Raw genomic sequence first — 23,136 nt, forward strand, 5'->3', positions numbered from 1 at the left:
ACCTCCCGTGACTGCGACCACCTTGGACGGCAAGGCCGTCCTGGCCCAGGTGAAGAAAGAGCTGACGGAGCGCGTCGCGGCGTTGCGCGAGCGAGGAGTTCGACCGGGTCTGGGGACCGTCCTGGTCGGCGATGATCCGGCGAGCCACTGGTACGTGGGTGCGAAGCACAAGGACTGCGCCGAGATCGGAATCGATAGCATCCGTCGCACACTCACCGCAGGTGCGTCGCAGGCCGAGGTCGAGGCGACGGTCGACCAACTCAATGCACTCGATGAGTGCACAGCGTTTCTCGTCCAGCAGCCGACCGGATTGGACGAAGGTGCAATCTTGTCGCGCGTCGAGCCGAGCAAGGACGCCGATGGACTCCACCCGCTGAACCTCGGCCGTCTGGTCCTCGGGGAAGCGGCTCCGTTGCCGTGCACCCCGCTCGGTGTGATCGAACTGTTGCGTCGGCATCACGTGCCGCTTGACGGAGCGCACGTGGTCGTCGTCGGCCGCGGCATGACCGTGGGGCGACCGTTGGGCCTGATGCTGACGCGTCGCAGCGAGAACTCCACGGTCACGCTCTGCCATACCGGCACCCGGGACCTCGAATTCCACACGCGGCAGGCAGACGTCATCGTGGCGGCGGCAGGTGTCCCGGATCTCGTGACCGCGGAGATGGTCAAGCCCGGTGCGGCTGTGCTTGACGTCGGCGTCGCGCGGCGCGAGGGCAAGATCGCCGGCGACGTGCACGCAGACGTCTGGAAGGTCGCAGGCCACGTCGCGCCCAATCCCGGCGGGGTCGGCCCGATGACTCGGGCCATGCTGTTGTCCAACGTGGTGGCGGCGGCCGAGCGTGCGGCCCGCGGCAGCTGACCCTTGCCCGTTGAGGCACCGGCAGACGGGTGGGATGGCTGCGGAGGATGGGCTCGAGCCGTCCCGAGCTGACCGGGGCCGCGATCGTCGTGTCCGACGGGCCGGCTCCCACCAGCACTCGTGCCAGGTAGGTCAGAGCGGCAGGGTGGTGTCGCCGAAGCCGTCCATCGCCAACAAGGTCGAAGAGGGGCGATCGCCGAGTTCATCGACTTCGGCCTCGTCGACAGTCTCAAGGCAGCCCTGTCGACCACCCCGAAGTGTCAACAAGCGCAGTGGCTGACTGTCCCGCGTCAAGAAGTTGGCAGGGATTTCTCGGTTTGAAAGGTGGGGATCGTCGGGTCGGCGATCCCCAGGTGCACGTGGAGTGGCCGGTTCCAGGCCAGGGCCTCGTGCGGCCGGATCGTGTTGTACTCGATCCGGTACTCCTCGGCGTGCTTGGCGAGCATGACGGCGTCGTCGATCTCGTCGATGTAGAGCCGCTCGTACTTCAAGGTCCCGAATCCGCGTTCGCGTGACCCGTTCTGCCCTGGCGACCTCACCCGGGTCCGGACGTGCGCGAGCTCGGGGCGGCCGGCGATGAATGCCTCGAACCGGAACGAGCGGAACGGGCCGCCGTTGTCGGTCACGATCGTGACCACCGGCAGCAGTTCACCGGTCTCGAAGTCGACAGCAGTCCTCGATCATCGGGTGGCCAAACATGGCCTCGTAGTCGGCCAACGCGAGCTCCACGGCGTCGATGGCGTCGAACTGGTTCGCCGTCGGTGACACGTGGAACGGGTGCTCGTACTTCGACCAGTAGTCCCGGCAGCCGGCCAGTCGCCACGTGCCGCCGGTGGTGGTCTCGAACTCACTGAAGTCCAGCTGCCAGACCTGATTCGGTCCCGTCGGCTCGTTCGCGAACGCGGCCTTCCTGCGCTCAGCCAGCTTCCTGCGTTCGCGCTGGTAGTGCGCTGGCAGGATCAGTCCTTCCTCGCGCAGCGTGCGCAGCACGGTCGCCTCGGACACGACGTGCTCGTCGTGGCGCACCATCGCCCATACCTTGCGGTGACCCCACGCCGGATGCGCCAGCGCATGCCTGAGCACCAACTCCCGCGCCTCTTCCCGCGCGGGCTTGGGCCACGGCCCCTTCGGCTGACCACCAGCCCGGGCCTTGGCCTGCCAACGACGCCAGGTCCGTTCCGGGATGTCGAACCTCTCGCACCACCTCGCGGTCGACATCCCGGCTTCCAGCCTGATCACCTCGAGGTCCTCGAAGGGCCCAGCCGGCCCTCCGCGGACTTCTTCCACACCCGCAACTCGACCGCAGCCTCCCCCAGGGCCTGGGTCAGATCCGCGACCTCGGCCTCGAGCTGCTGCTCCCGCGTCGACGGGCCGGACCTGCCAGCCACCAGTGCGGTCTTGCCGGCCTCGAGAAAGTCGGCCTTCCACCGCCCGATCGACTGTTCCGACACTTTCTCCTTGCGTGCGGCCTCGGCGATCGTCATCTCGCCGGCGAGCACGCTCATCACGATCCGAGTCTGCTGCTCGGCCGGGATCACAGGGGGTCTACCCATGGTTCAGATTCTCCTTCAGGACTGACTCAACAGCCCTGCCAGAAAGTCTGACGCGCAACAGCTCCAGGACACCGCGCACCAACGCCACCGGGTCCAATTCCCCCGTAGCCTCCTCGCCCGCGTCCCAAGGGTCAGGCCGAACTGGTCGCGACCGCGTTCCGGATGATCTCGCCCAACCCACCGCCGAAGACGTCGGCGCCGCGTGGGCATGGACCGGTGACGAACTGGCGCCCGCTTCCCCAGTTCGGCCCGCCCATGGACGACGCGAAGACCGAGGAGCTCGCGTTCACCGGATTCCCGCGCGAGCACTGGCGCAAGATCTGGTCGATCAAGCCGCTCGAGCGGTCAACAAGGAGATCCCAGTGCTGAACTTGTTGCGCGCTGGTGCCGTGTCGTGGGGATCTTCCCGAACGCGGCTGCGGTGATCCTGCTGGCCCGATCGGTGCTGATCGAGATGCACGACGAGTGGATCGCCGGCGACCGCCGCTACCTGGTCGAGGACTCTACGGCCAAGCTCTACGACACCAGCGATACTGAGTCGGTCGCCGCCGTCGAGAGCAGCGACGTGTAGGCACTGACGATCACCTCAAAGCCCATCACCCCACGGGGATCTGTCCAATCGCCACCAAGGTCATGGCTTCGCCGTTTGTGCAGTTCAGCGGCACTTCTCGGCAGAATCTCGGCGGCGGTCGTCAATGCTCGGAATGGCCGATTTCCTTCCGCTGGTACTCCGGTAAACATGGCCTGAGGAATCTGTGGTGGCAATGCCGCTGCGGCCGGGGTTGCCGGTCGCGGGGATCGACATGCCCATCAATCACGCCGAGAGGGAGGTCGCGTGGGAGGTGCTGGCCGGGCCCTACGTCCGCCACGCCCGACCTGGGGACCCAGGTGGCGATCGTCTGCATTGCCCGCCAAGAAGAGCAGGCGCGACGCGCTGGCCGCCACCTGGCGGAGCGCATTAAGGCGACGCCGCCCAAGTGGAGCCCGGGCGCTCGCATCGACCTGATCCCTCCTGGCGACCTGGTCCGGCAGTACCCGCTGGGCGTGAGCGGCGTGGCGCCCACGCCCGGCGGGTGTCTGTGGTGCGGGAGCCGGCTGGCCGCGGCGGATCGGCCGCGGCGCACGACGGGGCCTTACCCCCGGTTCTTGGGCACGGGGTCTGATTGAGCGGCGGCTGGCAGCGTAGCGGCCCGGCGGTCTCGTAGGTGGACGGGACCGGTGGCCGCACCGGGAGTGACGGCGGATATGTGGTATCGGGTCAGCCACCAGGACACCTGAAGGCGGCAGGTCAGCTCGTCGGCCAGCAGGCGGCACTGGGGGCACGCCCAAGTCGGTCTCAGAGCCCCCGCACCAGGGCTCCGCTACGTCGGTGATTCAAAACCACGCTGCTGAAAGCTGTAGGCGTGCGGAAGGGAACGAATTGCCGCTGCTGACCGTCTCCTTGGCGGGCAGCAGCGGCAAAGCGAGTCGTAATGTCAGTTGCTAAGTCGGCCAACTAGATCTGCGACGAACTTGGCTCCGCGCGGGCGTTCAACTGACGACAGGTCTCCATCGATCGGAGTAAGGGTGGCATTGCCGCGGGCAAGCAATTTGTAGTCCACCCCCCGGCGCTCAGATGACGCGTTGGCGTAGGAGATGTCGTAGTCGCCGTCATCACGCAGAGTATAGGTGGTGGGAAATGGATCGATACTATCAAGCGTGGCTGCCTTGACGCCCTTGAGTCCACCGAAAGGATAGTTGACGTTGAGGCCCATGTGGCGCGGCATCAGGTGGGCACAGTTGTCGGCGGAGCGTTGGACCTTGCGGAGAAGTCTGACCACGAACTTGGCAGTGTCGGCGAAGTCGGGGCTCGTCGCGTTCGTGGGGTCGTAGTCACCGGCTGCCTCGGAACTGACCGCGATACCAGGGATGCCACGGTCGATCGCGGTGGTGATAGCGCCCACAGTCCCAGAGTGGTTGGTGACCCGTGACGTGTTCTGCCCGAAGTTCGTGCCGGAGATGACAACGTCGGGTGCTCTGTTTGTGTATAGGTTGGAGAGCGCGAACGCTACTGCGTCCGAGGGGGAGCCCAGGACCGCGGTGACCGTCGGGTCGTCAACGTCAGGGTGCGTCACTTCGAGCACTCCTCCGTAAGCGATGCGGGCACCCATACCCGACTGGCTCCCGGCGGGCGCCACCATCCGGACGTCGTGACCGGCTGCCTTCAGAGCGGCATATACAGCTTGGATCCCTCCGCCCCTCCATCCGTCGTCGTTGGTCAATAGCACCCGCAGTGGCCTATTGCACCCAGCGGCGTCCTCAGCGGGCCGGCTTCGATCGGCTGTGGCGCTCTCACCCGCGGTCATTCCGCCTACGGTGAGGGTGGCGGCGGCCAAAGTGACGGCGAGAACTATTTTCGGGCTCTTCAAGGTTCGACTCGTTTCAATCGGGCGTCGGTCGACGCGGCCGGTGAGATGCCAAACTTGCGATCCCGGTATCTGGCCGCAGGGGCACCCCAGACACAGGACGCCATACAGTTCTATCCCGCGAATGAGCGACAACGGGGACTCAGCACCGACGAAAACTGAGTCGCATCGCGGTCCAAGAATGGGCCGCGTAGACCAGTCGCGGGCTGTACTAAGTTCGGAGAATCTAGCGAGATTTGCTACGTGAATCGAAGTGGTAACCCGACCGTAGCGGCACAGCGGCGCGACGGTGCCTTGTCACCCGATCGTCGTGACGGGTTGCAGGCGGGGCCCGCTCGCGAGATTCACGGGTTCCGAGTAGGGGCCTGCCCCGGCCCACCCGACATTCGTTGGAGGTTCCGGGCGGCGCAGTCCGGCCTGGGGCGGGGCGTACTCGTCGCCGACCAGCGCGTCGGCGTCCGCGGACAGCAGCGCGTTGGGTCATCGTCTGCAGCAGATCGCGCATCAGGTCAGCAGATACTTCGGTGAGGGCTTCGCCGAGCACGCGTGCAGGGTTGACTATGTGCGCAGGGGGCATCGTGATGAGTCCAGTCGAGTGAGCTGCAGGAGGTGAACTCGACTCACGCGGTGGCCGCGCCTAGGTCTGGCGTACACGCCGGTGACGATCACGGCGACCGCGCTACGCCACTATCGGCGACTCTTAACTTCGATGCGCCGGTTCCTCCGAGAGGCACAGAGGTCGCACAGTAGGTGCACAGCCAGCGTTCCTACTGTCGCGATCATGACTACAATTACCCAGCCCAGCCGCCAGCTTCACGACCGCCGGTTCGGCCTCAAGTCCCGGATCGCCGCTTTGGTGGTGGCCGGCGGTGTTGCGCTCAGTGCCTGTGGGGCCGGCACCGCCAGCGAGTCAACTGCCAGTTCCTCGAACTCGTCGAGCGTCAGCACATCGGCGGCGACCAGCACGAGCACCAGCACCACGACCAGCGACGCGACGACCACGGCAGAGACGATCTCGTCAACCGCAGAGGCGGCCGAGGCGTTCTTTGCCACCTTGAGTGAGGAGCAGCGCGAGGCGGTGCTCTATGCCTACGACGACGAGACGAAGACGACGTCGTGGACCAACTTCCCCGTGACGTTCGTGGAGCGCGCCGGACTCAACCTCACCAACCTGGCCGAGGAGCAGCAGGAGGCGGCGATGGCGGTGCTTGAGGCGCTGCTAAGTGAGGAGGCGTACGCGACCGCTGTCGGGATCATGAACGGTGATGTCTACCTGCTGGAGAACAGCTCCAGCACGGAGTCGTCGCTGGGCCAGTACTACATCGCCTTCTTCGGCGACCCGTCCGAGACCGAGTCCTGGTCGGTGCAGTTCGGAGGCCACCACCTTGGCATCAACGCCGACCTGAACGGCTCGGCCTCCGGCGCTGCCGGCGCGATCACCTTCGCTCCCTCGCACCTGGGCGTCCAGCCGGCCGTCTACACCAACGAGGACGGGGAGGAGGTCCAGCCATTTGACGGGATCTACACCGACGCGTTCGCGTTCTTCGACTCCCTGACGACCGAGCAGAAGGCCACGCTGACCTCCGGTGAGGTGAGCATGTGCTCGCCAGGCGACACCTGCGACTTCGCGACCGGCTCTGGCCTGACCGGCTCGGACCTCTCCGACGAGCAGGAGCAGCTGCTCTTGGAGGTGATCGCCAACTGGGCCGGGATGGCTGACGAGGAGACCACCGCCACCGAGCTGGCCGAGATCGAGGCCACGCTGGACGAGACCGTGATCGCCTGGTCCGGCGAGACGACCTACGACATGACCTCTGGCGACGGCATCTCCTTCTCGGTCTCCGGCCCGAATGTCTATGTGGCCTTCCAGGCCCAAGACGGCTCCGCCGGCGCCGACGTCGACGGGGTCAGCACCTCCGGTTGGGGCCACGTGCACACCATCTACCGCGACCCCACCAACGACTACGCCGGCAGCGTCACTCAGCAGGCCGCCAGCGGCGGCTTGGACGGCGGAGAGATGGGCGCCCCGGCGTCCGGCGAGATGCCCGACGGCCCGCCCGGCGACGAGAGCTGAGGCTCCTCGCAAGCTGCCTTGGCCCAAACAGCGCCCGGAAGGAACCGCCGTGCAAGATCACCGATCAGCAACTCATTAGGCGCCGCAGGCGGTGCTGCTAGAGAAGGTGCACGAGGTCGCAGACGCGCGGCCCGGAACACGCCGGGCACGTCGTCCGCTGCCACCGGGGGCAATGAGCGAGGCGAGCTCGAAGAAGGCGGTCGGCGGGGTCAAGGTGCTCGGCTCATCTGGTCGCGGACGGGTCACCGACGCCGTGCTGGCAGCCCTGGAACCGGCACCGGAGGACCTGCCGCTGATGGGTCGAATCGGATTGGCGTCGACCGCATCGACCGCATCGCCTGCAGCGGCCACGGCGTCGGTGCCCAGCACCTCGGCTGGGTCACCGTCGACGAGTGTGATGGCCCGAGTCTGCGTCCGATCTGATCCGCCTGTGCACGGTCGAGGGCATGAAGGTCGTCAAGGCCAAGAACCGGCTGAAGGGCAAGCAGCCCTGGCCTGGCGATTCGCTCGCCTTAGGGAATCGTGGATTCCGTGGATTCCGTGGATCCGCCGACAGGGTCTGGCCAGCCGGCCAGGTCGATCCGACCCAGGTCGTTCTCGCCAGATGCGATTCTCGGCGCGCGTTCGGCCAACGAATCGCCCGAGTCGCGGCATGGTTGTGCGCTTCGTCTCGAGCGGGCCGGCTGCCTGCACGGCCCGTGCCAGTCCGATTGTCGACGACGCTCGGAAACGAGGCCGTTCCGTCGCTCGAAAACGAGGCCACCGGTTCGTCGAGTTCTAGTCTGCCGGGTCTTGGGTTCTGATGCTGGGCAGGGTGTCGATCCCGCGGTTGCGTCTGGCGCCCTTCGGGGTGAGGACGTCGGCGTGGTGGACCACGCGGTCGATCATGGCGGCGGCGACGGCTCGGTCGCCGAAGACGCCGCCCCAACCGCTAAACGGCAGGTTCGATGTGAGGATCAGCGACGCATGCTCGTACCTCGACGAGACGAGCTGGAAGAACAGGTTTGCGGCGTCTTGCTCGAAGGGTAAGTAGCCGACCTCGTCGACGATGATCTGCCCGTAGCGACGCAGCTGTGCGAGCTCTTGCGGAAGTCGGCCGGCGCGGTGGGCGTCGGTCAGCCGAGTGACCCAGTCGACGGCGGTGGCGAACAGGACGCGGTGGCCGTGGTTCGCGGCAGCGATTCCCAGACCGGTGGCCAGGTGGGTCTTTGCCGGTACCGGGCGGGCCGAGGAGCACGACGTTGCGGGCTTCGGTCAGGAATCCGCCGGATGCGAGGGACGCGATCTGTTGGCGGACCGCGGGTTGGGCGTCCCAGTCGAACTCCTCGATCGTCTTCCTCGCGGCGAACCCGGCGGCGCGGATACGCAGCTGGGCACCCGACGCGTTCCTTGCGGCGACCTCGCGGTCCAGGACCGCGGCGAGGTACTCCTCGTGGGTCCAGCCGGCATCGCGGGCATGGTCGGCCAGTCGTGCTGCCGCTTCGGTGATCCGGGGTGCCTTCACCGCCGACGCCGCAAGCGAGCTCCAGTCGCGCTTCGACGCAGAACGTCAGGTCGCACGCGCGACCTGGCGCTGCGTCGACGACCCGGCATGGTGGGACCGGGCGAGCGCGACAGAGATCGCTAGCTCCTATCAGTCCGCGGCATCGTGGCGTCACGTCGACCCGAGGCCGCTCGCATTGAGCAGGTCGTGGCGGATCAGGTTCGTGAACGCTATGACCTCGACGTGCGTGGGCTTGAGGGCGTGGGTGGCGTCGAGTCCGAACTCGGACGGGTCGCAGAAGAACGGGCGAAAGCCGCGAAGGACGCCGCTGAAGCGGCGCGGCTCGCTGAAGAGGCGGACCGGGCAGACCAGCAGGCCCAGGCCGCCGCGGACCGCGAGCCTGACGACCGGCATTCCGCCGGCCACGAGGGCACAGACGTTGATCCAGGCGACCGAGTCCAGGACGTGAAGGAGACCGACGAACCCGGTACCGCGGCCGCCGACAAGGAAGCCCACCAGAACGAGCGCGACGACCTCGACAAGAAGGCCGGCACCCTGGGACTCAGCTGAACGACGCGCAGCGGCCGCCGACCACCTCGACTCCAAGATCGACGATCCCAAGGTCGTCGATGCGTGGATGCGCGCTGATACCGCCCAAGGCAAGCCTTCTGCCGAAGCGACAGCCGGTGCTGGTGCACACCTGACTTGCACAGGTCGGGCGTGATTCTGGGGCCGGCTCAGCGTTTGCGCTGGTCAGGGCCGGTGCGGGTGTCGGTGGTGACACACTAAGCGGCTACGTTTCCGGGGTGGTGTTCCTGCGGAAGGTGAAGACGGCCTCGGGCGCGACGGCCGTGCAGATCGCCCGCCGGGAACATCGACGCGACGTCGTCATCGAGCATTTGGGTTCCGCGCACACCGAAGCCGAGCTCGCGGCGTTGATGCAGGTCGGGCGCCGCAAGATCGAGGAAGGCCAAGGCGTTCTCGACCTCGGACTGGAGCCCGAGCAGGATCCGCGCGCCACGATCGTGCAGGCCAAGGCCTCGCGGCTGCTGGTCGCGGTCATCGAGTCGGCGTGGCAGACATTGGGGTTCGGTGTGATCAACGACGAGGCGTTCTTCCAGCTCGTGCTGGCCCGGATCGTCGAGCCGACGTCGATGCTGGATGCCGGGCGGGTGCTGAGCGAGCTCGGCCTCACGCCTGCGCACCGCAACACCTTCAGCGCCACCCTGCGCCGTGCCGGACAGCGCGGCTACCGCGACCAGATCGCGGCCGCCTGCTTCCGCGATGCCACCGCGTGGGGTGACGTGTCGCTGTGTCTCTATGACGTGACGACGCTGTACTTCGAGGCCGAGAAGGAAGACGACCTCAGGAAGGTCGGCTACTCCAAAGAACGCCGTGTCGATCCCCAGGTCGTCGTCGGGCTCCTGGTCGACCGGCGCGGTTTCCCGCTCGAGATCGGCTGTTTCGAGGGCAACAAGGCCGAGACGCTCACGATGATCCCGATCATCAAGGCCTTCCAGAAGCGCCACGGCGTGAGCGACATGGCTGTCGTCGCTGATGCCGGGATGCTGTCCGCGACCAACCTGCGCGAACTCGACCAAGCCGGTCTGCGGTTCATCGTCGGCTCCCGGGTGACCAAGGCGCCGGTCGATCTGGAGTCCCACTTCCGCTGGCACGGCGACGCCCTCAGCGACGGGCAACTCATCGACACGATCACCCCGAAGAACCGACGCAGCATCGAGAACGACACGAAGAAGAAGCGCGAGCCGGTCTGGGACCCGGAACAGCACCCGGGATCCTGGCGGGCGGTGTGGGCCTACTCGGCCAAACGCGCCGCCCGTGACGGCAAGACGCTGACCCTGCAGGAGAACCGCGCCAAGGAAGTCATCGCGGGCGAGAAGACCGCCCGGACACCGCGGTTCGTCAAGACCACCAACGGCACCAAGACACTCGATGAGGCGTCCTTGACGCGGGCACGTCGGCTGGTCGGGCTGAAGGGCTACGTCACCAACATCCCCGCAGGCGTGATGGACCCCGACGAGGTCATCGGCAGCTACCACGACCTGTGGCGCGTTGAGCAGTCGTTCCGGATGTCCAAGACCGACCTACGCGCCCGGCCGATGTTCCACCACAAGCGCGAATCGATCGAAGCCCACCTCACCATCGTGTTCGCCGCGCTCGCCGTCGCGCGCTACCTCCAGCAACGCAGCGGCGTCAGCATCAAGAAGCTCGTCCAGACCCTGCGCCCGCTGCAGGAGATCACAGTCAGCGTCGCCGGCCAGTCGATCGCCGCCCAACCACAGATCCCGCCCGAGGCCCAAGAACTCATCGACCGCGTGACCCACTAAGTCTGTGCAACTCAGGTCTCCGTGTCACGCGTCAAGAAGTTGGCAGGGATTTCTTGATTTCAAAGGTGGGGATGGTCGGGCTGGCGGTCCCGAAGTGGACCTCGGCGGGCCGGTTCCACGCCAGGGCCTCGTGAGGTCGGATGGTGTTGTACTCGACCCGGTACTCCTCGGCGTGCTTGGCGAGCATGACGGCGTCGTCGATCTCGTCGATGTAGAGCCGCTCGTACTTCAAGGTCCCGAACCCGCGTTCGCGAGACCCGTTCTGCCCTGGCGTCCGCACCCGCGTGCGGACATGGGCCAGTTCGGGGTGGTCGAGGATGAACTTCTCGAACCGGAACGACCGGAACGGGCCACCGTTGTCGGTCACGATCGTGACCACCGGCAACAGCTCGCCGGTCTCGACACCGACAGGGCAGTCCTCGACCAGCGGATGCCCGAACAGGGCCTCGTAGTCGGCCAACGCGAGCTCGATCGCATCGATGGCGTCGAACTGGTTCGCCGTCGGTGACACGTGGAACGGGTACTCATACTTCGACCAGTAATCCCGACACCCCGCCAGCCGCCAGGTCCCGCCCGTGGTGGTCTCGAACTCGCTGAAGTCGAGCTGCCAGACCTGGTTCGGCCCCGTCGGGTCGTTCGCGAACGCAGCCTTCCGACGCTCAGCCAGCCTGCGGCGTTCCCGCTGATACTGCGCCTGCAGGATCAGCCCTTCCTCGCGCAGTGTCCGCAGCACGGTGGCCTCGGACACGACGTGGCCCTCATGGCGGACCATCGCCCAGATCTTCCGGTGTCCCCACGCCGTGTGCTTCGTGGCGTACTTCAGGATCACCTCCCGCGCCGCGTCCCTGGCCGGAGCCGGCCACGGGCCCTTCACCGGCGCATCCACTCGGGCGCGGGCCTGCCAGCGACGCCAGGTCCGCTCGGGCATGTCGATGATCCTGCAGAACCTCGCGGTCGACATGCCCGCCTCGATGCGGATCACCTCGAGGTCCTCGAAGGGCCCAACCTGCCCTCCGCGGACTTCTTCCACACCCTCAGCTCGACCGCCGCCTCCCCCAGGGCCTGGGTCAGATCCGCGACCTCGGCCTCGAACTGCTGCTCTCTGGTCGAGAGCCCGGACCGGCCGGCCGTCAATGCGGTCTTCCCGGCCTCGAGGAACTCGGCCTTCCACCGCCCGATCGACTGTTCCGACACTTTCTCCTTGCGTGCGGCCTCGGCGATCGTCATCTCGCCGGCCAGCACGCTCATCACGATCCGAATCTTCTGCTCGGCCGGGATCACAGGGGTCTACCCAAAGTTCAGATTCTCCTTCAGGACTGACACGACGGTCCTGCCAGGAATCTTGACGCGCGACATCCGCTCGGAGACTCCAAATGCTCGCCGTTGGCTGCGCCGTGGCTGCAGCTTGGATGAGGTCCGCGCACAGCTGAGCTTCTTCGCGGCTGAGTCCGGCGGACCGGATTCCGGTCGGCAGTCGCGGTGCCTCAAGGTGCCCGTCTGAGGTCACACGCATCACGGTGCGATCAGCACCGCTCGCTTCCCCCACCATTACGGATACGGCACCGCTCCGGCGCCGCGATCCAACGATCTCCTCCACTTGGTCCATCTCGTCTTGTGGATCGCCGACGAACACGACTGCTCGGAAGCGGTCAGGGGCATCGGTCTCGGGTTCATCCCGGAGCTCGGCCGCAATATGTGCCAGCTTCTCTTCGGATGCGTCGGCGTTGTGATGGCGGTGGCGGGATGGCGTGATACCGCTCAACTCCCCGCAGATGCCGAAGGTGTCGATCTCGACCAGGGATGACCACGGTTGGAGGGCGAGCTCGGCAACCAGATGCCTCGCGAGGGCGGTGCGCCGATCGCGGGCACCGACCAGCCGAACTGTGCCGAGTAGTTCGAGGTTGACGAGAATCATGCCCCCTCGTCGGACTGGCCGACGCTCACGAGCAAGGGGAAAGGTGCGAGGTCGTCGGGCGTCGCTTCCTCGAAGTCGCTCGGATCGGCGCTCCAGATCTCACCGTCTCCCGTCCACGGTGCCGGGAGACAGGCGTCGGCGGTGAACTCAGCCGTGATCTTGTCCGGCCAAACTCTGATGAGTCGGAGCGGCGGCAGCTCAGCAACCTCTCTCGCCAAGCTACGGAGTCCATGGTCAAGGGCCTCGAGTGGGGCTGCGTTACGCAGGCGGCGACGACGTACTCCAGCGCGTTCACGCCTCCGCCAGTCGCAGCAGTACGGCGGTCACCGTCACGGTGACGGTGTCAGCCTCACTGTCATCCCTGGTCGTCGGCAGCAACCCCGAACCCGGCTTTGCGTACGAAATCGCACGGATGGTCTCGGCAGCCGATGTAGCAAGTCTCTAGTGGCGCGCATTTGAAGTAGTTGGACGGTTGGCCTTTGCGAGGATCTGGTCAGCTGTCTTGGTCCAGACGAACGGGTGGGAGCGGTCGTTCCAGCTGTCGATGAAGGCGCGGATCTTGGCGTTGAGGTCCTTGACGGACTTGAAGACGCCGCGGCGGATGGCTTGTCGCTCGACGATGCCGAACCAGACCTCGACGAGGTTCATCCACGAGGCGTGGGTTGGGGTGAAGTGCACGACGAACCGCGGGTGCTCGGCCAGCCAGGCGCGGACGTTCGCGTGCTTGTGCGCGGCGTAGTTGTCCATCACCAGATGCAACTCCACCGGGACGCCGTCGGCGTCGACCACGTGGCGGTAGGTCCGCTCGATCTGGCGCAGGAACGCCAGGAACTCTTGGTGGCGGTGTCGCTTCTTGAGCGCCGCGGCGACCTGTCCGGTGGCGATGTCGAGAGCGGCGAACAGCGTCGAGGTGCCGTGGCGATAGTAGTCGTGCGACCTGCGTTCGATCCGGCCCTCTTGCATGGGCAGTATCGGCACGGTTCGGTCCAGCGCCTGGATCTGGGACTTCTCATCGACGCACAACACGATCGCGTTCTCCGGCGGGGCCAGGTACAAGCCGCAGATGTCGGTGACCTTCCCGACCAGTTCGGGGTCGGTGGAGAACCGGAACGACTCGGCCTTCCACGGCTTGATCCCGTACGAGCGCCAGGCCCGCTGGATCGTCGAGGCGCTGACCTTGATCCTGGCTGCAAGCAGGCTGCTCGACCAGTGCGTCACGCCGAGCTTTTTCGGCGGCGGCTTCAACGTCTCGGCCACGATCGCTCGGTGGTCGAGCTCGCGCGGGCGGCCGGGCTTGGGTGCGTTCGCCAAGCCGGCAATCCCACGCTCCTCGTAGCGACCGCGCCAGTTCAGCACCGTCGTCACTGTCGCGTCGGTGAGCTCCGCGATCCTCGTGTTCGCCTCGCCATCGGCCGCGAGCAACACGATCCGCGCCCGCTTCGCGGCCGCGGCTCCGAACCGGTCCGATCGAGTCCTCTGCTCGAGCTCTTCCCGATCACCATCACGTAGGACCAAAGCCGGAGCAGCACGATTCGCCATACCGCATGATTTCAGATCACGAACCATCTAACTACATACGACGCGCGACACTAGATTGCGAGACCTCCCCACCAGCGGCCTTCGGGTCGGATCGTGACATCAGCATGAGCGACCCGTTTGCAGAGTGCGTCATACCCCCGCCAATCCAGCGGCGGACGGAGCCCCGGATGCAATTAGCCGCCGCGGTGACGAGCGTCGGGCTAGGCCCGAGGCGTACCCAAAAATCAGCAGAAAGGCCTTCCGAGGAGTGTCGAGGTTCGCCGAGGGGCGAAGGTACGATTCGGAGCACCACCCAGTCGGATCCCAAGCCTGGCTGCAGATTCGGCGAGATTGGGTCGAGCAGGATCGAGAGATCCCGAGGCATCGAAAGCCTCCTTCCTTCAGAGAAGGCCAGGGGTTCGAATCCCCTCAGCTCCACCAAAATCGCAGGTCAACGGCAGGGTTCCAGAACCTCACACGAGGAGAAGGAACCCTGTCTCGTCTTTTACTCGACACTTCGCTGCACCACGGGTGCCGCCCTCGCTGTCGTTCGGACGCTGTGGCCGGCGTCTCGGGATGCCTGGGGCACCGGTCGCACCTGGGTGTCATGTGACACCACGAAGACCCGCACGACCATCGATGACCTGGAGATCGTCGAGCCGGTCCTCACGCTCGCCGAGCTCGCTGAGCGCCTGCACGTTCCGGTGCAGACTTTGTACGACCTGCGCAGCCAGGGCCGCGGGCCCGCGGCTTCCGGGTCGGTCGCGAGCTGCGGTTCCGGGCCGGTGAGATCCGCGACTGGCTGGCCCGGATGGAGGCCGACGACGCTGCACGTCACGCGACACCCGATCGGGGCGCCGGATGACCGGCGGCCGACCACGCACCGCGATCGGCACCTACGGCCACATCCACGTGCGGCCGCGGGGGAGGCGACACGTCGCCATGACCCGCTACCGCGACGTGGACGGCCGTCTGCGCCGGGTCGAGGCGACCGCGGCCTCGCCGGCGCTGGCTCAGAGCCTGCTGAAGGAGCGGCTGCTGGAGCGGTCGGGGTACGGCAGCGGAGGCGAGCTGAATGCCGCGAGCCGGTTCACCGACCTGGTGACGCTGTGGCTCGCCGAGCTCGAGGGCCGCGACCTGGCCGCGGGCACCAAGGAGAGCTATCGCGATCTGGTCCGGCTGCAGGTCCTGCCGGCCTTCGAACACTTCACCCTCGGTGAGATCAGCACCGGCCGGGTCGAGGGGCTCCTTCGATCCAAGCCGCCCGTTCCTACTCCCGCGCCCATCATTCGCGCACCATGTTGAACCTGCTGTTCGGCTATGCGCTGCGCAGCGACGCCATCGCACGCAACCCGGTCGAGGGGACCTCGCAGCTGCGTAAGTCGAAGAACGTCCCCGAGGCCCTCACCCCGGAGCAGATCCAGGCGCTGCGGGAAGCGGCGGCGCGGTGGCGGACCACCCCCGGACTACCGGGACCCAAGAGCGACGGGCAGGTCCGCGACATCATCGAGGTCCTGCTCGGCACTGGGATGCGACCCGGCGAGGTCCTGGCCCTGCGCGCGTGCGACGTCACGGACGGTCCGAATGGAATGGTCCTGCGGGTCACCGGCGCCGTCGTGCAGCGCAAGTCCACGGGCCTGATCCGCCAGGCCCACCCGAGGAGCGAGAGCTCGGTACGGCCAGCCCCCTTCGGAGAGCCGCGGAGAACTTGGGTTGATCCTGAGCAGTTAGCGGTGTGACTCGTCGAAGGTGAGGTCGTCGGCGACTTCGTCGAGCGGAACGTTCACCATCTTGTGCCGGTCTTGAGCGTTGCCGATCTCGTCGCGTAGTGCTGCGTCGATCTGGACCACGTCCAGCTCTACCTCGAACATCTCGGCTGCGCGTCGGACCTGACTCGTGCCACTGGGGTGTGTCAGTACGGTGGCACGAGTCAGGCCTGAGAAGTAGCGTGGCTGGGCCGAGGGGGCGCCGTCGTGTCCGCAGCGGCGGGCGGACACCAAGACTCGCGGAACAGGACGGTCCTGTCCTGTTACTCGTCATTGTCACCCGAATCGTCCTCTGAGTCTGGGTCCGACGACAGCTGCTGCTCCCTCATCGTGACCAGAACCGCGTGCATCCCTCGCAGCAGCCTTCGCCGAGCAGGAAACCATCGCACATTCTTAATGAGGTCTACGCAACGCCTCAAATGTGACTTCGACGTCCACCAAGCCATTCGAATCGAAGTGCATCCTTGTGCGAACAGCATCATCAAGATCCCCATGAAGCATTCTTGACGCTTCAGCAGAACGATTGCCTCGACAAGGAAACATGAACCATCAACTCACCGTAAAGTATCTTGGTCGACTCGTCACTAGATGGATCCTGCCTGGACCCATCAACTGAACCATGAAATACCCACCCGTGGGACGAACTGGACTAAATGCCGAGTTGGTGTCGTTGAAACAACCTCCCGATGATCCCCGCCAACTAAAATCGGTAATGTACGGCGGCGATCCCGTGGCGACTGCCGCGATCACGCTGCACGCCGCGAGCCTAACACCGGAGCATGATGATGCTGCGGAGACGTGTATGTCGGCGGCGTAAGGCCAGAAACCAAGTCTCTTCTTGCGAATCCAACTGACCTTTGTCGAGTAGGAGCAACGCCATGTATTGGCGACTTCATCCGCAGAGCCTGCAGGATCGAGTTCCTCCAGAGATGCGGGGGTGGGTCTTGCAGCATCTGCTCGGCCGCCGAGAGTGCTCCTTGTACGTCGTCTTGATTGAGTTCTTGGTAGTTGGCATCTGTCTCATACAACGTCGCCAGGTCAGCGAGGGTCTCGTCCACATCCACCGAACCATCGGGGTTGAACGTCGTCGGCACGACATCTATCGGAAGGTCCTCGTATCCGATCTCTGCGCTCTCACTCAGCAGCACTCCGTCACCGCACGTCGGGCCAGTGTGATCGGACGCGCAGGGATCCTCGGACGTGCCCACGACAAAGGTCATGCTGAGAACAGGGCGCTTCGAGGCGGGGGCATTCAGGGTGTAGAAACGCACAGTGCGATTGACGCCGTTCGCCTTCTTGCGAACCATAATGCCATTATTTGATCTACCACCTTGGACCCACTCAGCAGCAACGGGCGTGACGTCAAACGTCTTGTAACCAGAAGTCCCACCAGAGAGACTCAGGCCCGGATGACCGGACGTTTGCCAACGATCCCCCTGGTGACGCCCATAGTCCGGTAGTTCCAGCGACCCTTCTATTCCAGCTGACCTCGGCTGGGGCCCAGTTCTGGACGAGTCGCCGTGCGACGAACTCCCCGCTACCGGAGCCTGAGAGTGATCCGAGTCAAGGTAAAGTTGCAACGCCGCATTCGTGACCCACGCGTCTGACGGCAGGTTGGGTAGCGCGAATCGGATCACCGCCCGCTTCTGCTGACCACTTTGGCCGCCAACTCGGACGTATTCGCCACCGGCAAAGTTATCCGTTGGATTATCCTCCCCGATCCAACTGTCAGCAGATGGCGCCGGCAGCGTAATTGATGGATCAACCAGGACTGGGTAGACCCGATCTGAGTCGGACAACCACGAATAGTCGGGCACAACCCGCAGACGCCAGTTCGTTTCGGTCTGCTCAAGCTCGTATCGTACGTCTCTGCTAGTGGCGCGCATTTGAAGTAGTTGGACGGTTGGCCTTTGCGAGGATCTGGTCAGCTGTCTTGGTCCAGACGAACGGGTGGGAGCGGTCGTTCCAGCTGTCGATGAAGGCGCGGATCTTGGCGTTGAGGTCCTTGACGGACTTGAAGACGCCGCGGCGGATGGCTTGTCGCTCGACGATGCCGAACCAGACCTCGACGAGGTTCATCCACGAGGCGTGGGTTGGGGTGAAGTGCACGACGAACCGCGGGTGCTCGGCCAGCCAGGCGCGGACGTTCGCGTGCTTGTGCGCGGCGTAGTTGTCCATCACCAGATGCAACTCCACCGGGACGCCGTCGGCGTCGACCACGTGGCGGTAGGTCCGCTCGATCTGGCGCAGGAACGCCAGGAACTCTTGGTGGCGGTGTCGCTTCTTGAGCGCCGCGGCGACCTGTCCGGTGGCGATGTCGAGAGCGGCGAACAGCGTCGAGGTGCCGTGGCGATAGTAGTCGTGCGACCTGCGTTCGATCCGGCCCTCTTGCATGGGCAGTATCGGCACGGTTCGGTCCAGCGCCTGGATCTGGGACTTCTCATCGACGCACAACACGATCGCGTTCTCCGGCGGGGCCAGGTACAAGCCGCAGATGTCGGTGACCTTCCCGACCAGTTCGGGGTCGGTGGAGAACCGGAACGACTCGGCCTTCCACGGCTTGATCCCGTACGAGCGCCAGGCCCGCTGGATCGTCGAGGCGCTGACCTTGATCCTGGCTGCAAGCAGGCTGCTCGACCAGTGCGTCACGCCGAGCTTTTTCGGCGGCGGCTTCAACGTCTCGGCCACGATCGCTCGGTGGTCGAGCTCGCGCGGGCGGCCGGGCTTGGGTGCGTTCGCCAAGCCGGCAATCCCACGCTCCTCGTAGCGACCGCGCCAGTTCAGCACCGTCGTCACTGTCGCGTCGGTGAGCTCCGCGATCCTCGTGTTCGCCTCGCCATCGGCCGCGAGCAACACGATCCGCGCCCGCTTCGCGGCCGCGGCTCCGAACCGGTCCGATCGAGTCCTCTGCTCGAGCTCTTCCCGATCACCATCACGTAGGACCAAAGCCGGAGCAGCACGATTCGCCATACCGCATGATTTCAGATCACGAACCATCTAACTACATACGACGCGCGACACTAGTCGCTGGTTGTGGCGAAGCAGAGTCGGCCATAAAGGGCGCAGGTATAGCAAATCGCACTGTGGTTGACAATGACGTCGACCGCCTGCGACGACAGGGCTGGCGGTGTGGTCGACGACCTCGTGCGCGCACTGGGCGACGACTCGATCGCGGGTCCGGGGACTCGCGATCGAGATCACGCGCGCTCCCGCACCCTGCCTGAGGCGGTCAAGGCGCGACGTTCCGCGAAGACAGCTGTCCGAACCGACTCCTGGCCCGCTCGCAGGCTCAGGCGGCGGTCTTCGCGCTCCGCTTGCCGATCTCGCCGGCGGTCACGATCAGCACGATCGGCAGCACGATCGCAGCCACCAGGGTCAGCACCACCACGTCGCCGCCCAGCGACGCGGCGATGACCAGGGCCGCGGAGATGTTGCGCTGCGCGCCTCCCAGGCCCAGCACCGTCCGGTCGCCGGCGGGCCGGCCCGCGCTGGCGAGCCAGCCGGCGGCGAGCCCGGCGACGATCACGATCGCGGTGCCGATGAAGATCCAGGAGCCGACCGATCCGAGGACCTCACGCCAGGTCACCAGCAGCCCGGAGACCACGCCGACCGCCAGACCCGTGGTGGAGGCGTGGTTGAAGCCCCCGACCACCGACGCGGCGGCGTCGGCGTAGCGCGCTCGCACGAGCAGGCCGACCGCCAGCGGAAGCAGCATGAAGAGGAGCAGCGACTGGGCGATGTCCCAGGTGGAGACCTCCGCCCCCTCCACGGCGAGCGGCACCACCACCGGGGCGAACCCGACGGTGACCACCATCTGCAGCACCATCGTCCCCACGGCGAGCGCCGCGTCACCGTGTGCGAGCTTGGCCAGGGTGGGCAGGAACGGTGCGCCGGCGCAGCAGCCGAGGAGGATCACCGCGGTGCCGGCGGCCTCGTCCATCGGCAGCCCCCTGGCCGCCAGCACGGCCACCAGCGGCACCACCACGAAGTTGGCCACCAGGATGCCGATCACCAGTCGTACGTCGCGCAGCGGCGCGAGGATCTGTGCGGGGGTGAGGCTGAGGCCCAGCCCGGCCATGCCGGCGACCACGAAGGTCAGCACGCCGATCTGGGTGACGACGGTCAGCACTTCTTGCACGGGGGCAACTCCCTCGGTCGACGTGGGGCGGAGCCCCGAATCGGAACCCTAGCGACTCCGGAACCCCCGGTGCACGGAGCGGGAGGTCAGACCGGCCGCGCCGTCGCGGAGTGCCGTGCGGCGAGATCGGCGTAGAACTCCGCGTTGTGGTCCAGCCACTGCTCCGCTGAGCTGCCCGCGACGCTCTTGAGCACCTTCGCCGGCTGGCCGGCCACGATCATCCCGGTGGGCACCTCGCTGCCGGGACCGACCACCGACCCGGCCGAGACCACGCTGCGCGGCCCCACCCTCGCGCCGTCCAGCAGCACCGCGCCGTTGCCGATCAGGGCGTTGTCGCCGATCTCGAGGCAGTGCAGCACGCAGCCGTGGCCCACGGTGACGTCGACACCGACCTCCATCGGCGCGTCGTAGCCGGTGTGCAGGATCGCCCCGTCCTGGATGTTGGTGCGGGCGCCGACGCGGATCGGGGAGATGTCGGCACGGAGCACCGCGCCGTACCAGGCGCTGGCGCCGGCCTCGATCGTCACGTCGCCGACCACGGTCGCGGTCGGGGCGATCCAGGCGTCGGGGTGGACCGTGGGCCGCCTGCCCTCGAACTCGTACAGGTTCTGCTGGCTCATCGTTGCCTTCCTCGGAGGGTGGTCGGTCGGTCAGAAGCCGCGGCCGGCCAGGTAGGCCTGCTCGACCTCCCGGACCGGCACGATGTCCTTGCCGAGCGGGAACAGGCTGACCGGGATCAGCTTGAAGCTCGCCAGGCCCAGCGGGATGCCGATGATGGTGACGCACAGCAGCACGCCGCCGACGGCGTGGCCGATGGCGAGCCAGATCCCGGACAGCACGAACCAGAGGACGTTGCCGATCGCGCTGCCCGCCCCCGCCGTCGGCTTCGGTACGACGGTCCGGCCGAACGGCCACAGTGCGTAGAAGCCGATCCGGAAGGACGCGATCCCGAACGGGATGCCGATGATCGTGATGCACCACAGTGCGCCGACGAGCAGGTAGCCCAGGAACATCCAGAACCCCGACAGCACCAGCCAGATGATGTTGAGCAGCACGTTCATGGTCGGAGCGTAGGGCGCGCGGGCCGGGGGCGGGTCCAGGTCCGGTCCTCGATCCACCCGATGGGTGGTGTCGGCGGTGTCGCCGCACTGGCTACGGTGGGGGACGAATCGCGTCAGCGATCGGAGGAGGTCCTGCCATGTCCGTCCACCCACCCACCACCCGCCCCGGAGCCGGGCGATGACCGCGCCGGTGCCGGAGGAGGAGAGCGAGCCGCTCGGACTGACCGAGCCGCCCGACGACGAGCACGACAGCGAGGCGCCCGACCGGTCCGACGCCGACCCGGAGGAGCCCGAGGGCGACCTGCAGGCGGAGAACGCCGAGACCGCGCAGGACCAGCCCTCGCAGTGAGCCGACCGGCCGGGCCGACGGCCCGGCACCCGGCCCGCGGGCCGGGACGGCACGCGCACGATCACGACCGCCCCAGGAGGCGAGATGGCAGACAACGACCTCGGACCACGCCCCGAGCCGGCGATCGAACCGGGTGAACCGGAGCCGGGCGGCACCGACGCCCTGGAGTTCGACACCGGCGACGACGCCGGCAGCCCGGACCCGGACCTCGTGCCGCACGACCCCGACCCGGAGAAGAACCCGTCCACCGAGAGCGTCCCGGAGGAGATGAAGGAGGGCGAGGACACCTCGACCCGGGCGACCGAGGAGCAGGACGAGGAGCCGGCGGACACCTCCGAGGACGACGACCCGGCCTGAGCAGCGGGTGCGAGGCTGAGTGGCGGTCGTGGCGGAGAAGGTCGACCTCAAGCGGACCGTGCCGGGCTACCGGGCGCGGCGCGGTCGGTTCGAGGAGCTGGAGGTCCCCGAGCGCAGCTATCTGATGGTGGACGGGCACGGTGACCCCAACGGCTCGCCGGACTTCACCGCCGCCATCGAGACGCTGTACCCGGTCGCCTACGCCCTGAAGTTCGGCAGCCGCAACGACCTCGGCCGCGACTACGTCGTACCGCCGTTGGAGGGGTTGTGGTGGGCCGAGGACATGGCGGCGTTCACCACCGCGCGCGACAAATCGGCGTGGGACTGGACGCTGATGCTGCTGGTGCCGGACTGGCTGGGGGAGGCGGAGGTGGACGCCGCTCGCGAGAAGGCCTCCGCCAAGCGACCCCCGCGGCTCGACGACCTGCGCTGCGCGAGCCTGGCCGAGGGGTGCTGCCTGCAGACCCTGCACGTCGGCTCGTACGACGACGAGGGAACGGTGCTGCGTCGCCTACATGAGGAGCACCTCCCGGCGCAGGGGTTGCGACCGACGGGCACCCACCACGAGATCTATCTCAGCGACTTCCGACGCGTGGCGCCCGAGCGGCGGCGCACGATCCTGCGTCAGCCGGTGCACAGGGCGGGGGACCCGCCGGGCCACTAGGTTGTCCCCGTGCCCACCCCAGAAGAGCTCACCGCCTACGTGCGGAAGATGATCCCGGTCATGGCCGCGATGGAGATCGAGGTGGTCGAGGCCGACCGGACCACGGTCGCGGCCCGGCTGCCGATCGGCGCCAACGTCAACCACTTCGGCTCGGCATACGCCGGGTCGTTGTTCACCGTCGCGGAGGTGCTGGGCGGTCTCTACGCCAGCACGTCCCTGGTCCTCGAGGGAGCGGTCCCGCTGGTGAAGCGGCTCGAGATCGACTTCCGCCGACCCGCGAACACCGACGTGGTCGCCCGGGCGACGCTGACCGAGGACGAGATCGCCCGGATCCTGGCTGAGACCGAGGAGCGCGGGAAGTCCGACTTCCAGCTGGCTGCCGAGGTCACCGACGAGGCCGGGACGGTGGTGGCGGCCACCCTCGGGCACTACCAGATGCGCCGGTTCTGACGTCCCCGAGCGGTCTGGCGAGCCCTGAGGAGCCGGTGAGCCCTGAGGAGTCGGGGAGGCCTGAGAAGTCGGGGGAGCCCTGAGGAGTCGGGAGCCACCAGGAGCGTGGCCGCGGTCCCCATCGCCGCGCCCGACGGCCGTCGTCGCTGGCGATGCCGGACCGGCCGTCGGGCGAGGCGATCCCTCCCGGGCAACA

At 66.8% G+C, this 23,136-nt stretch carries 30 protein-coding genes and 2 pseudogenes; 14 read left to right on the forward strand and 18 right to left on the reverse strand.

The features are described from left to right. Positions 1–7: 7 nt before the first annotated feature. Positions 8–859: a bifunctional methylenetetrahydrofolate dehydrogenase/methenyltetrahydrofolate cyclohydrolase gene (locus tag FIV43_RS19455; protein ID WP_141015450.1), complete on the forward strand. Its 852-nt coding sequence runs from the start codon at positions 8–10 to the stop codon at positions 857–859. Between the two features lie 290 nt (positions 860–1,149). Here the strand turns inward: FIV43_RS19455 and FIV43_RS21730 are convergent, their stop codons facing one another. From FIV43_RS21730 to FIV43_RS19465, 3 genes are read right to left on the reverse strand one after another with little or no spacing between them, the layout of a single operon-like run. Then, positions 1,150–1,497 (reverse strand): integrase core domain-containing protein, encoded by a 348-nt coding sequence (locus FIV43_RS21730; protein ID WP_196780894.1) that lies wholly within the window; start codon positions 1,495–1,497, stop codon positions 1,150–1,152. Between the two features lie 10 nt (positions 1,498–1,507). Beyond that, a complete protein-coding gene (locus tag FIV43_RS21735; RefSeq protein ID WP_196780895.1) occupies positions 1,508–2,077 on the reverse strand; it encodes an IS3 family transposase in 570 nt (189 codons plus the stop codon). Positions 2,078–2,094: 17 nt separating this feature from the next. Then, on the reverse strand, positions 2,095–2,412 hold the full coding sequence (locus tag FIV43_RS19465) for a transposase (protein WP_141015451.1): 318 nt from the start codon (positions 2,410–2,412) through the stop codon (positions 2,095–2,097). A 255-nt stretch (positions 2,413–2,667) separates the two neighbouring features. Here FIV43_RS19465 and FIV43_RS23960 point away from each other — a divergent pair, with 255 nt between their 5' ends. Beyond that, the gene (locus FIV43_RS23960) at positions 2,668–2,781 is read left to right on the forward strand and encodes a transposase (protein WP_407938844.1); all 114 of its coding nucleotides are present in this window, start codon (positions 2,668–2,670) and stop codon (positions 2,779–2,781) included. Between the two features lie 25 nt (positions 2,782–2,806). Next, the gene (locus FIV43_RS23375; protein ID WP_141015453.1) at positions 2,807–2,983 is read left to right on the forward strand and encodes a hypothetical protein; all 177 of its coding nucleotides are present in this window, start codon (positions 2,807–2,809) and stop codon (positions 2,981–2,983) included. Between the two features lie 904 nt (positions 2,984–3,887). Here the strand turns inward: FIV43_RS23375 and surE are convergent. The 3 genes and pseudogenes from surE to FIV43_RS22895 all read right to left on the reverse strand — a co-directional run bounded on the left by surE (position 3,888) and on the right by FIV43_RS22895 (position 5,870). Continuing rightward, complete coding sequence (surE, locus tag FIV43_RS19480) at positions 3,888–4,820, reverse strand: 5'/3'-nucleotidase SurE (protein WP_141015454.1); 933 nt, start codon at positions 4,818–4,820, stop codon at positions 3,888–3,890. A 408-nt stretch (positions 4,821–5,228) separates the two neighbouring features. Beyond that, positions 5,229–5,394 (reverse strand): annotated as a pseudogene (locus tag FIV43_RS22890) (IS256 family transposase); the annotation flags it as partial. A gap of 236 nt (positions 5,395–5,630) precedes the next feature. After that, positions 5,631–5,870 carry a hypothetical protein gene (locus FIV43_RS22895; protein WP_231123547.1) on the reverse strand — a complete coding sequence of 80 codons (240 nt, stop codon included), beginning with the start codon at positions 5,868–5,870 and terminating at the stop codon, positions 5,631–5,633. Between the two features lies 1 nt (position 5,871). On the opposite strand from FIV43_RS22895, the gene FIV43_RS19485 reads away from it, so the two are divergent. Together FIV43_RS19485 and FIV43_RS21220 are read left to right on the forward strand one after the other, a co-directional pair. Then, positions 5,872–6,891, forward strand: coding sequence for a DUF3500 domain-containing protein (locus tag FIV43_RS19485; RefSeq protein WP_231123548.1), 1,020 nt, complete (start codon positions 5,872–5,874; stop codon positions 6,889–6,891). A 446-nt stretch (positions 6,892–7,337) separates the two neighbouring features. After that, positions 7,338–7,694, forward strand: a complete 357-nt coding sequence (locus tag FIV43_RS21220; protein WP_181407817.1) for a hypothetical protein — start codon at positions 7,338–7,340, stop codon at positions 7,692–7,694. Here the strand turns inward: FIV43_RS21220 and FIV43_RS23965 are convergent. After that, positions 7,669–8,091 carry an ATP-binding protein gene (locus FIV43_RS23965; RefSeq protein ID WP_407938915.1) on the reverse strand — a complete coding sequence of 141 codons (423 nt, stop codon included), beginning with the start codon at positions 8,089–8,091 and terminating at the stop codon, positions 7,669–7,671. The two genes, FIV43_RS21220 and FIV43_RS23965, sit on opposite strands and share 26 nt — an antisense overlap. A gap of 67 nt (positions 8,092–8,158) precedes the next feature. After that, positions 8,159–8,395, reverse strand: a pseudogene (locus FIV43_RS23970) (ATP-binding protein); the annotation flags it as partial. A gap of 186 nt (positions 8,396–8,581) precedes the next feature. Here FIV43_RS23970 and FIV43_RS19495 point away from each other — a divergent pair. Together FIV43_RS19495 and FIV43_RS19500 are read left to right on the forward strand one after the other, a co-directional pair. After that, positions 8,582–8,944, forward strand: coding sequence for a hypothetical protein (locus FIV43_RS19495; protein ID WP_141015456.1), 363 nt, complete (start codon positions 8,582–8,584; stop codon positions 8,942–8,944). Positions 8,945–9,180: 236 nt separating this feature from the next. Then, positions 9,181–10,722: an IS1634 family transposase gene (locus FIV43_RS19500; RefSeq protein ID WP_141015457.1), complete on the forward strand. Its 1,542-nt coding sequence runs from the start codon at positions 9,181–9,183 to the stop codon at positions 10,720–10,722. Positions 10,723–10,753: 31 nt separating this feature from the next. Here FIV43_RS19500 and FIV43_RS19505 read toward each other — a convergent pair whose 3' ends face one another. Both FIV43_RS19505 and FIV43_RS19510 read right to left on the reverse strand, forming a co-directional pair. Further along, positions 10,754–11,704, reverse strand: coding sequence for an integrase core domain-containing protein (locus FIV43_RS19505; protein WP_141015458.1), 951 nt, complete (start codon positions 11,702–11,704; stop codon positions 10,754–10,756). Further along, positions 11,701–12,003: a transposase gene (locus FIV43_RS19510; protein WP_269204042.1), complete on the reverse strand. Its 303-nt coding sequence runs from the start codon at positions 12,001–12,003 to the stop codon at positions 11,701–11,703. Before FIV43_RS19510 ends, FIV43_RS19505 begins: the two co-directional genes overlap by 4 nt. A gap of 331 nt (positions 12,004–12,334) precedes the next feature. On the opposite strand from FIV43_RS19510, the gene FIV43_RS19515 reads away from it, so the two are divergent. After that, on the forward strand, positions 12,335–12,526 hold the full coding sequence (locus FIV43_RS19515) for a hypothetical protein (RefSeq protein ID WP_141015459.1): 192 nt from the start codon (positions 12,335–12,337) through the stop codon (positions 12,524–12,526). Between the two features lie 107 nt (positions 12,527–12,633). Here FIV43_RS19515 and FIV43_RS19520 read toward each other — a convergent pair whose 3' ends face one another. Together FIV43_RS19520 and FIV43_RS19525 are read right to left on the reverse strand one after the other, a co-directional pair. Next, entirely contained in the window at positions 12,634–12,855 is a 222-nt protein-coding gene (locus FIV43_RS19520; protein WP_141015460.1) for a hypothetical protein, read from the reverse strand. Positions 12,856–13,078: 223 nt separating this feature from the next. Further along, a complete protein-coding gene (locus FIV43_RS19525) occupies positions 13,079–14,176 on the reverse strand; it encodes an IS630 family transposase (protein ID WP_141013664.1) in 1,098 nt (365 codons plus the stop codon). Positions 14,177–15,016: 840 nt separating this feature from the next. Between FIV43_RS19525 and FIV43_RS19530 the strand changes: the two genes are divergently transcribed. Together FIV43_RS19530 and FIV43_RS19535 are read left to right on the forward strand one after the other, a co-directional pair. After that, positions 15,017–15,460, forward strand: a complete 444-nt coding sequence (locus tag FIV43_RS19530) for a hypothetical protein (protein ID WP_141015461.1) — start codon at positions 15,017–15,019, stop codon at positions 15,458–15,460. After that, positions 15,454–15,894 (forward strand): site-specific integrase, encoded by a 441-nt coding sequence (locus FIV43_RS19535; RefSeq protein ID WP_141015462.1) that lies wholly within the window; start codon positions 15,454–15,456, stop codon positions 15,892–15,894. Before FIV43_RS19530 ends, FIV43_RS19535 begins: the two co-directional genes overlap by 7 nt. Here the strand turns inward: FIV43_RS19535 and FIV43_RS21225 are convergent. The 6 genes from FIV43_RS21225 to FIV43_RS19560 all read right to left on the reverse strand — a co-directional run bounded on the left by FIV43_RS21225 (position 15,883) and on the right by FIV43_RS19560 (position 21,120). Then, positions 15,883–16,026, reverse strand: coding sequence for a hypothetical protein (locus FIV43_RS21225; protein ID WP_181407597.1), 144 nt, complete (start codon positions 16,024–16,026; stop codon positions 15,883–15,885). The two genes, FIV43_RS19535 and FIV43_RS21225, sit on opposite strands and share 12 nt — an antisense overlap. Before the next feature lie 641 nt (positions 16,027–16,667). After that, positions 16,668–17,807, reverse strand: coding sequence for a DNRLRE domain-containing protein (locus FIV43_RS19540; RefSeq protein ID WP_141015463.1), 1,140 nt, complete (start codon positions 17,805–17,807; stop codon positions 16,668–16,670). Further along, positions 17,794–18,891 carry an IS630 family transposase gene (locus FIV43_RS19545; RefSeq protein ID WP_141013664.1) on the reverse strand — a complete coding sequence of 366 codons (1,098 nt, stop codon included), beginning with the start codon at positions 18,889–18,891 and terminating at the stop codon, positions 17,794–17,796. The genes FIV43_RS19540 and FIV43_RS19545 overlap by 14 nt, the downstream gene beginning before the upstream one ends. Before the next feature lie 319 nt (positions 18,892–19,210). After that, positions 19,211–20,059, reverse strand: coding sequence for a bile acid:sodium symporter family protein (locus FIV43_RS19550; RefSeq protein WP_141015464.1), 849 nt, complete (start codon positions 20,057–20,059; stop codon positions 19,211–19,213). 86 nt (positions 20,060–20,145) lie between these two features. Next, complete coding sequence (locus FIV43_RS19555) at positions 20,146–20,679, reverse strand: gamma carbonic anhydrase family protein (RefSeq protein WP_141015465.1); 534 nt, start codon at positions 20,677–20,679, stop codon at positions 20,146–20,148. A gap of 30 nt (positions 20,680–20,709) precedes the next feature. Further along, positions 20,710–21,120 carry a YccF domain-containing protein gene (locus tag FIV43_RS19560; protein ID WP_141015466.1) on the reverse strand — a complete coding sequence of 137 codons (411 nt, stop codon included), beginning with the start codon at positions 21,118–21,120 and terminating at the stop codon, positions 20,710–20,712. A 178-nt stretch (positions 21,121–21,298) separates the two neighbouring features. Between FIV43_RS19560 and FIV43_RS21230 the strand changes: the two genes are divergently transcribed. The 4 genes from FIV43_RS21230 to FIV43_RS19575 all read left to right on the forward strand — a co-directional run bounded on the left by FIV43_RS21230 (position 21,299) and on the right by FIV43_RS19575 (position 22,940). Continuing rightward, on the forward strand, positions 21,299–21,469 hold the full coding sequence (locus FIV43_RS21230; protein ID WP_181407599.1) for a hypothetical protein: 171 nt from the start codon (positions 21,299–21,301) through the stop codon (positions 21,467–21,469). Between the two features lie 84 nt (positions 21,470–21,553). After that, entirely contained in the window at positions 21,554–21,826 is a 273-nt protein-coding gene (locus FIV43_RS19565) for a hypothetical protein (RefSeq protein WP_141015467.1), read from the forward strand. 28 nt (positions 21,827–21,854) lie between these two features. Beyond that, entirely contained in the window at positions 21,855–22,490 is a 636-nt protein-coding gene (locus FIV43_RS19570) for a GyrI-like domain-containing protein (protein WP_141015468.1), read from the forward strand. A 9-nt stretch (positions 22,491–22,499) separates the two neighbouring features. Then, complete coding sequence (locus tag FIV43_RS19575) at positions 22,500–22,940, forward strand: YiiD C-terminal domain-containing protein (protein ID WP_196780896.1); 441 nt, start codon at positions 22,500–22,502, stop codon at positions 22,938–22,940. The last annotated feature ends 196 nt before the right edge of the window (positions 22,941–23,136 follow it).

Source organism: Nocardioides sambongensis (assembly GCF_006494815.1).
GTDB lineage: Bacteria > Actinomycetota > Actinomycetes > Propionibacteriales > Nocardioidaceae > Nocardioides > Nocardioides sambongensis.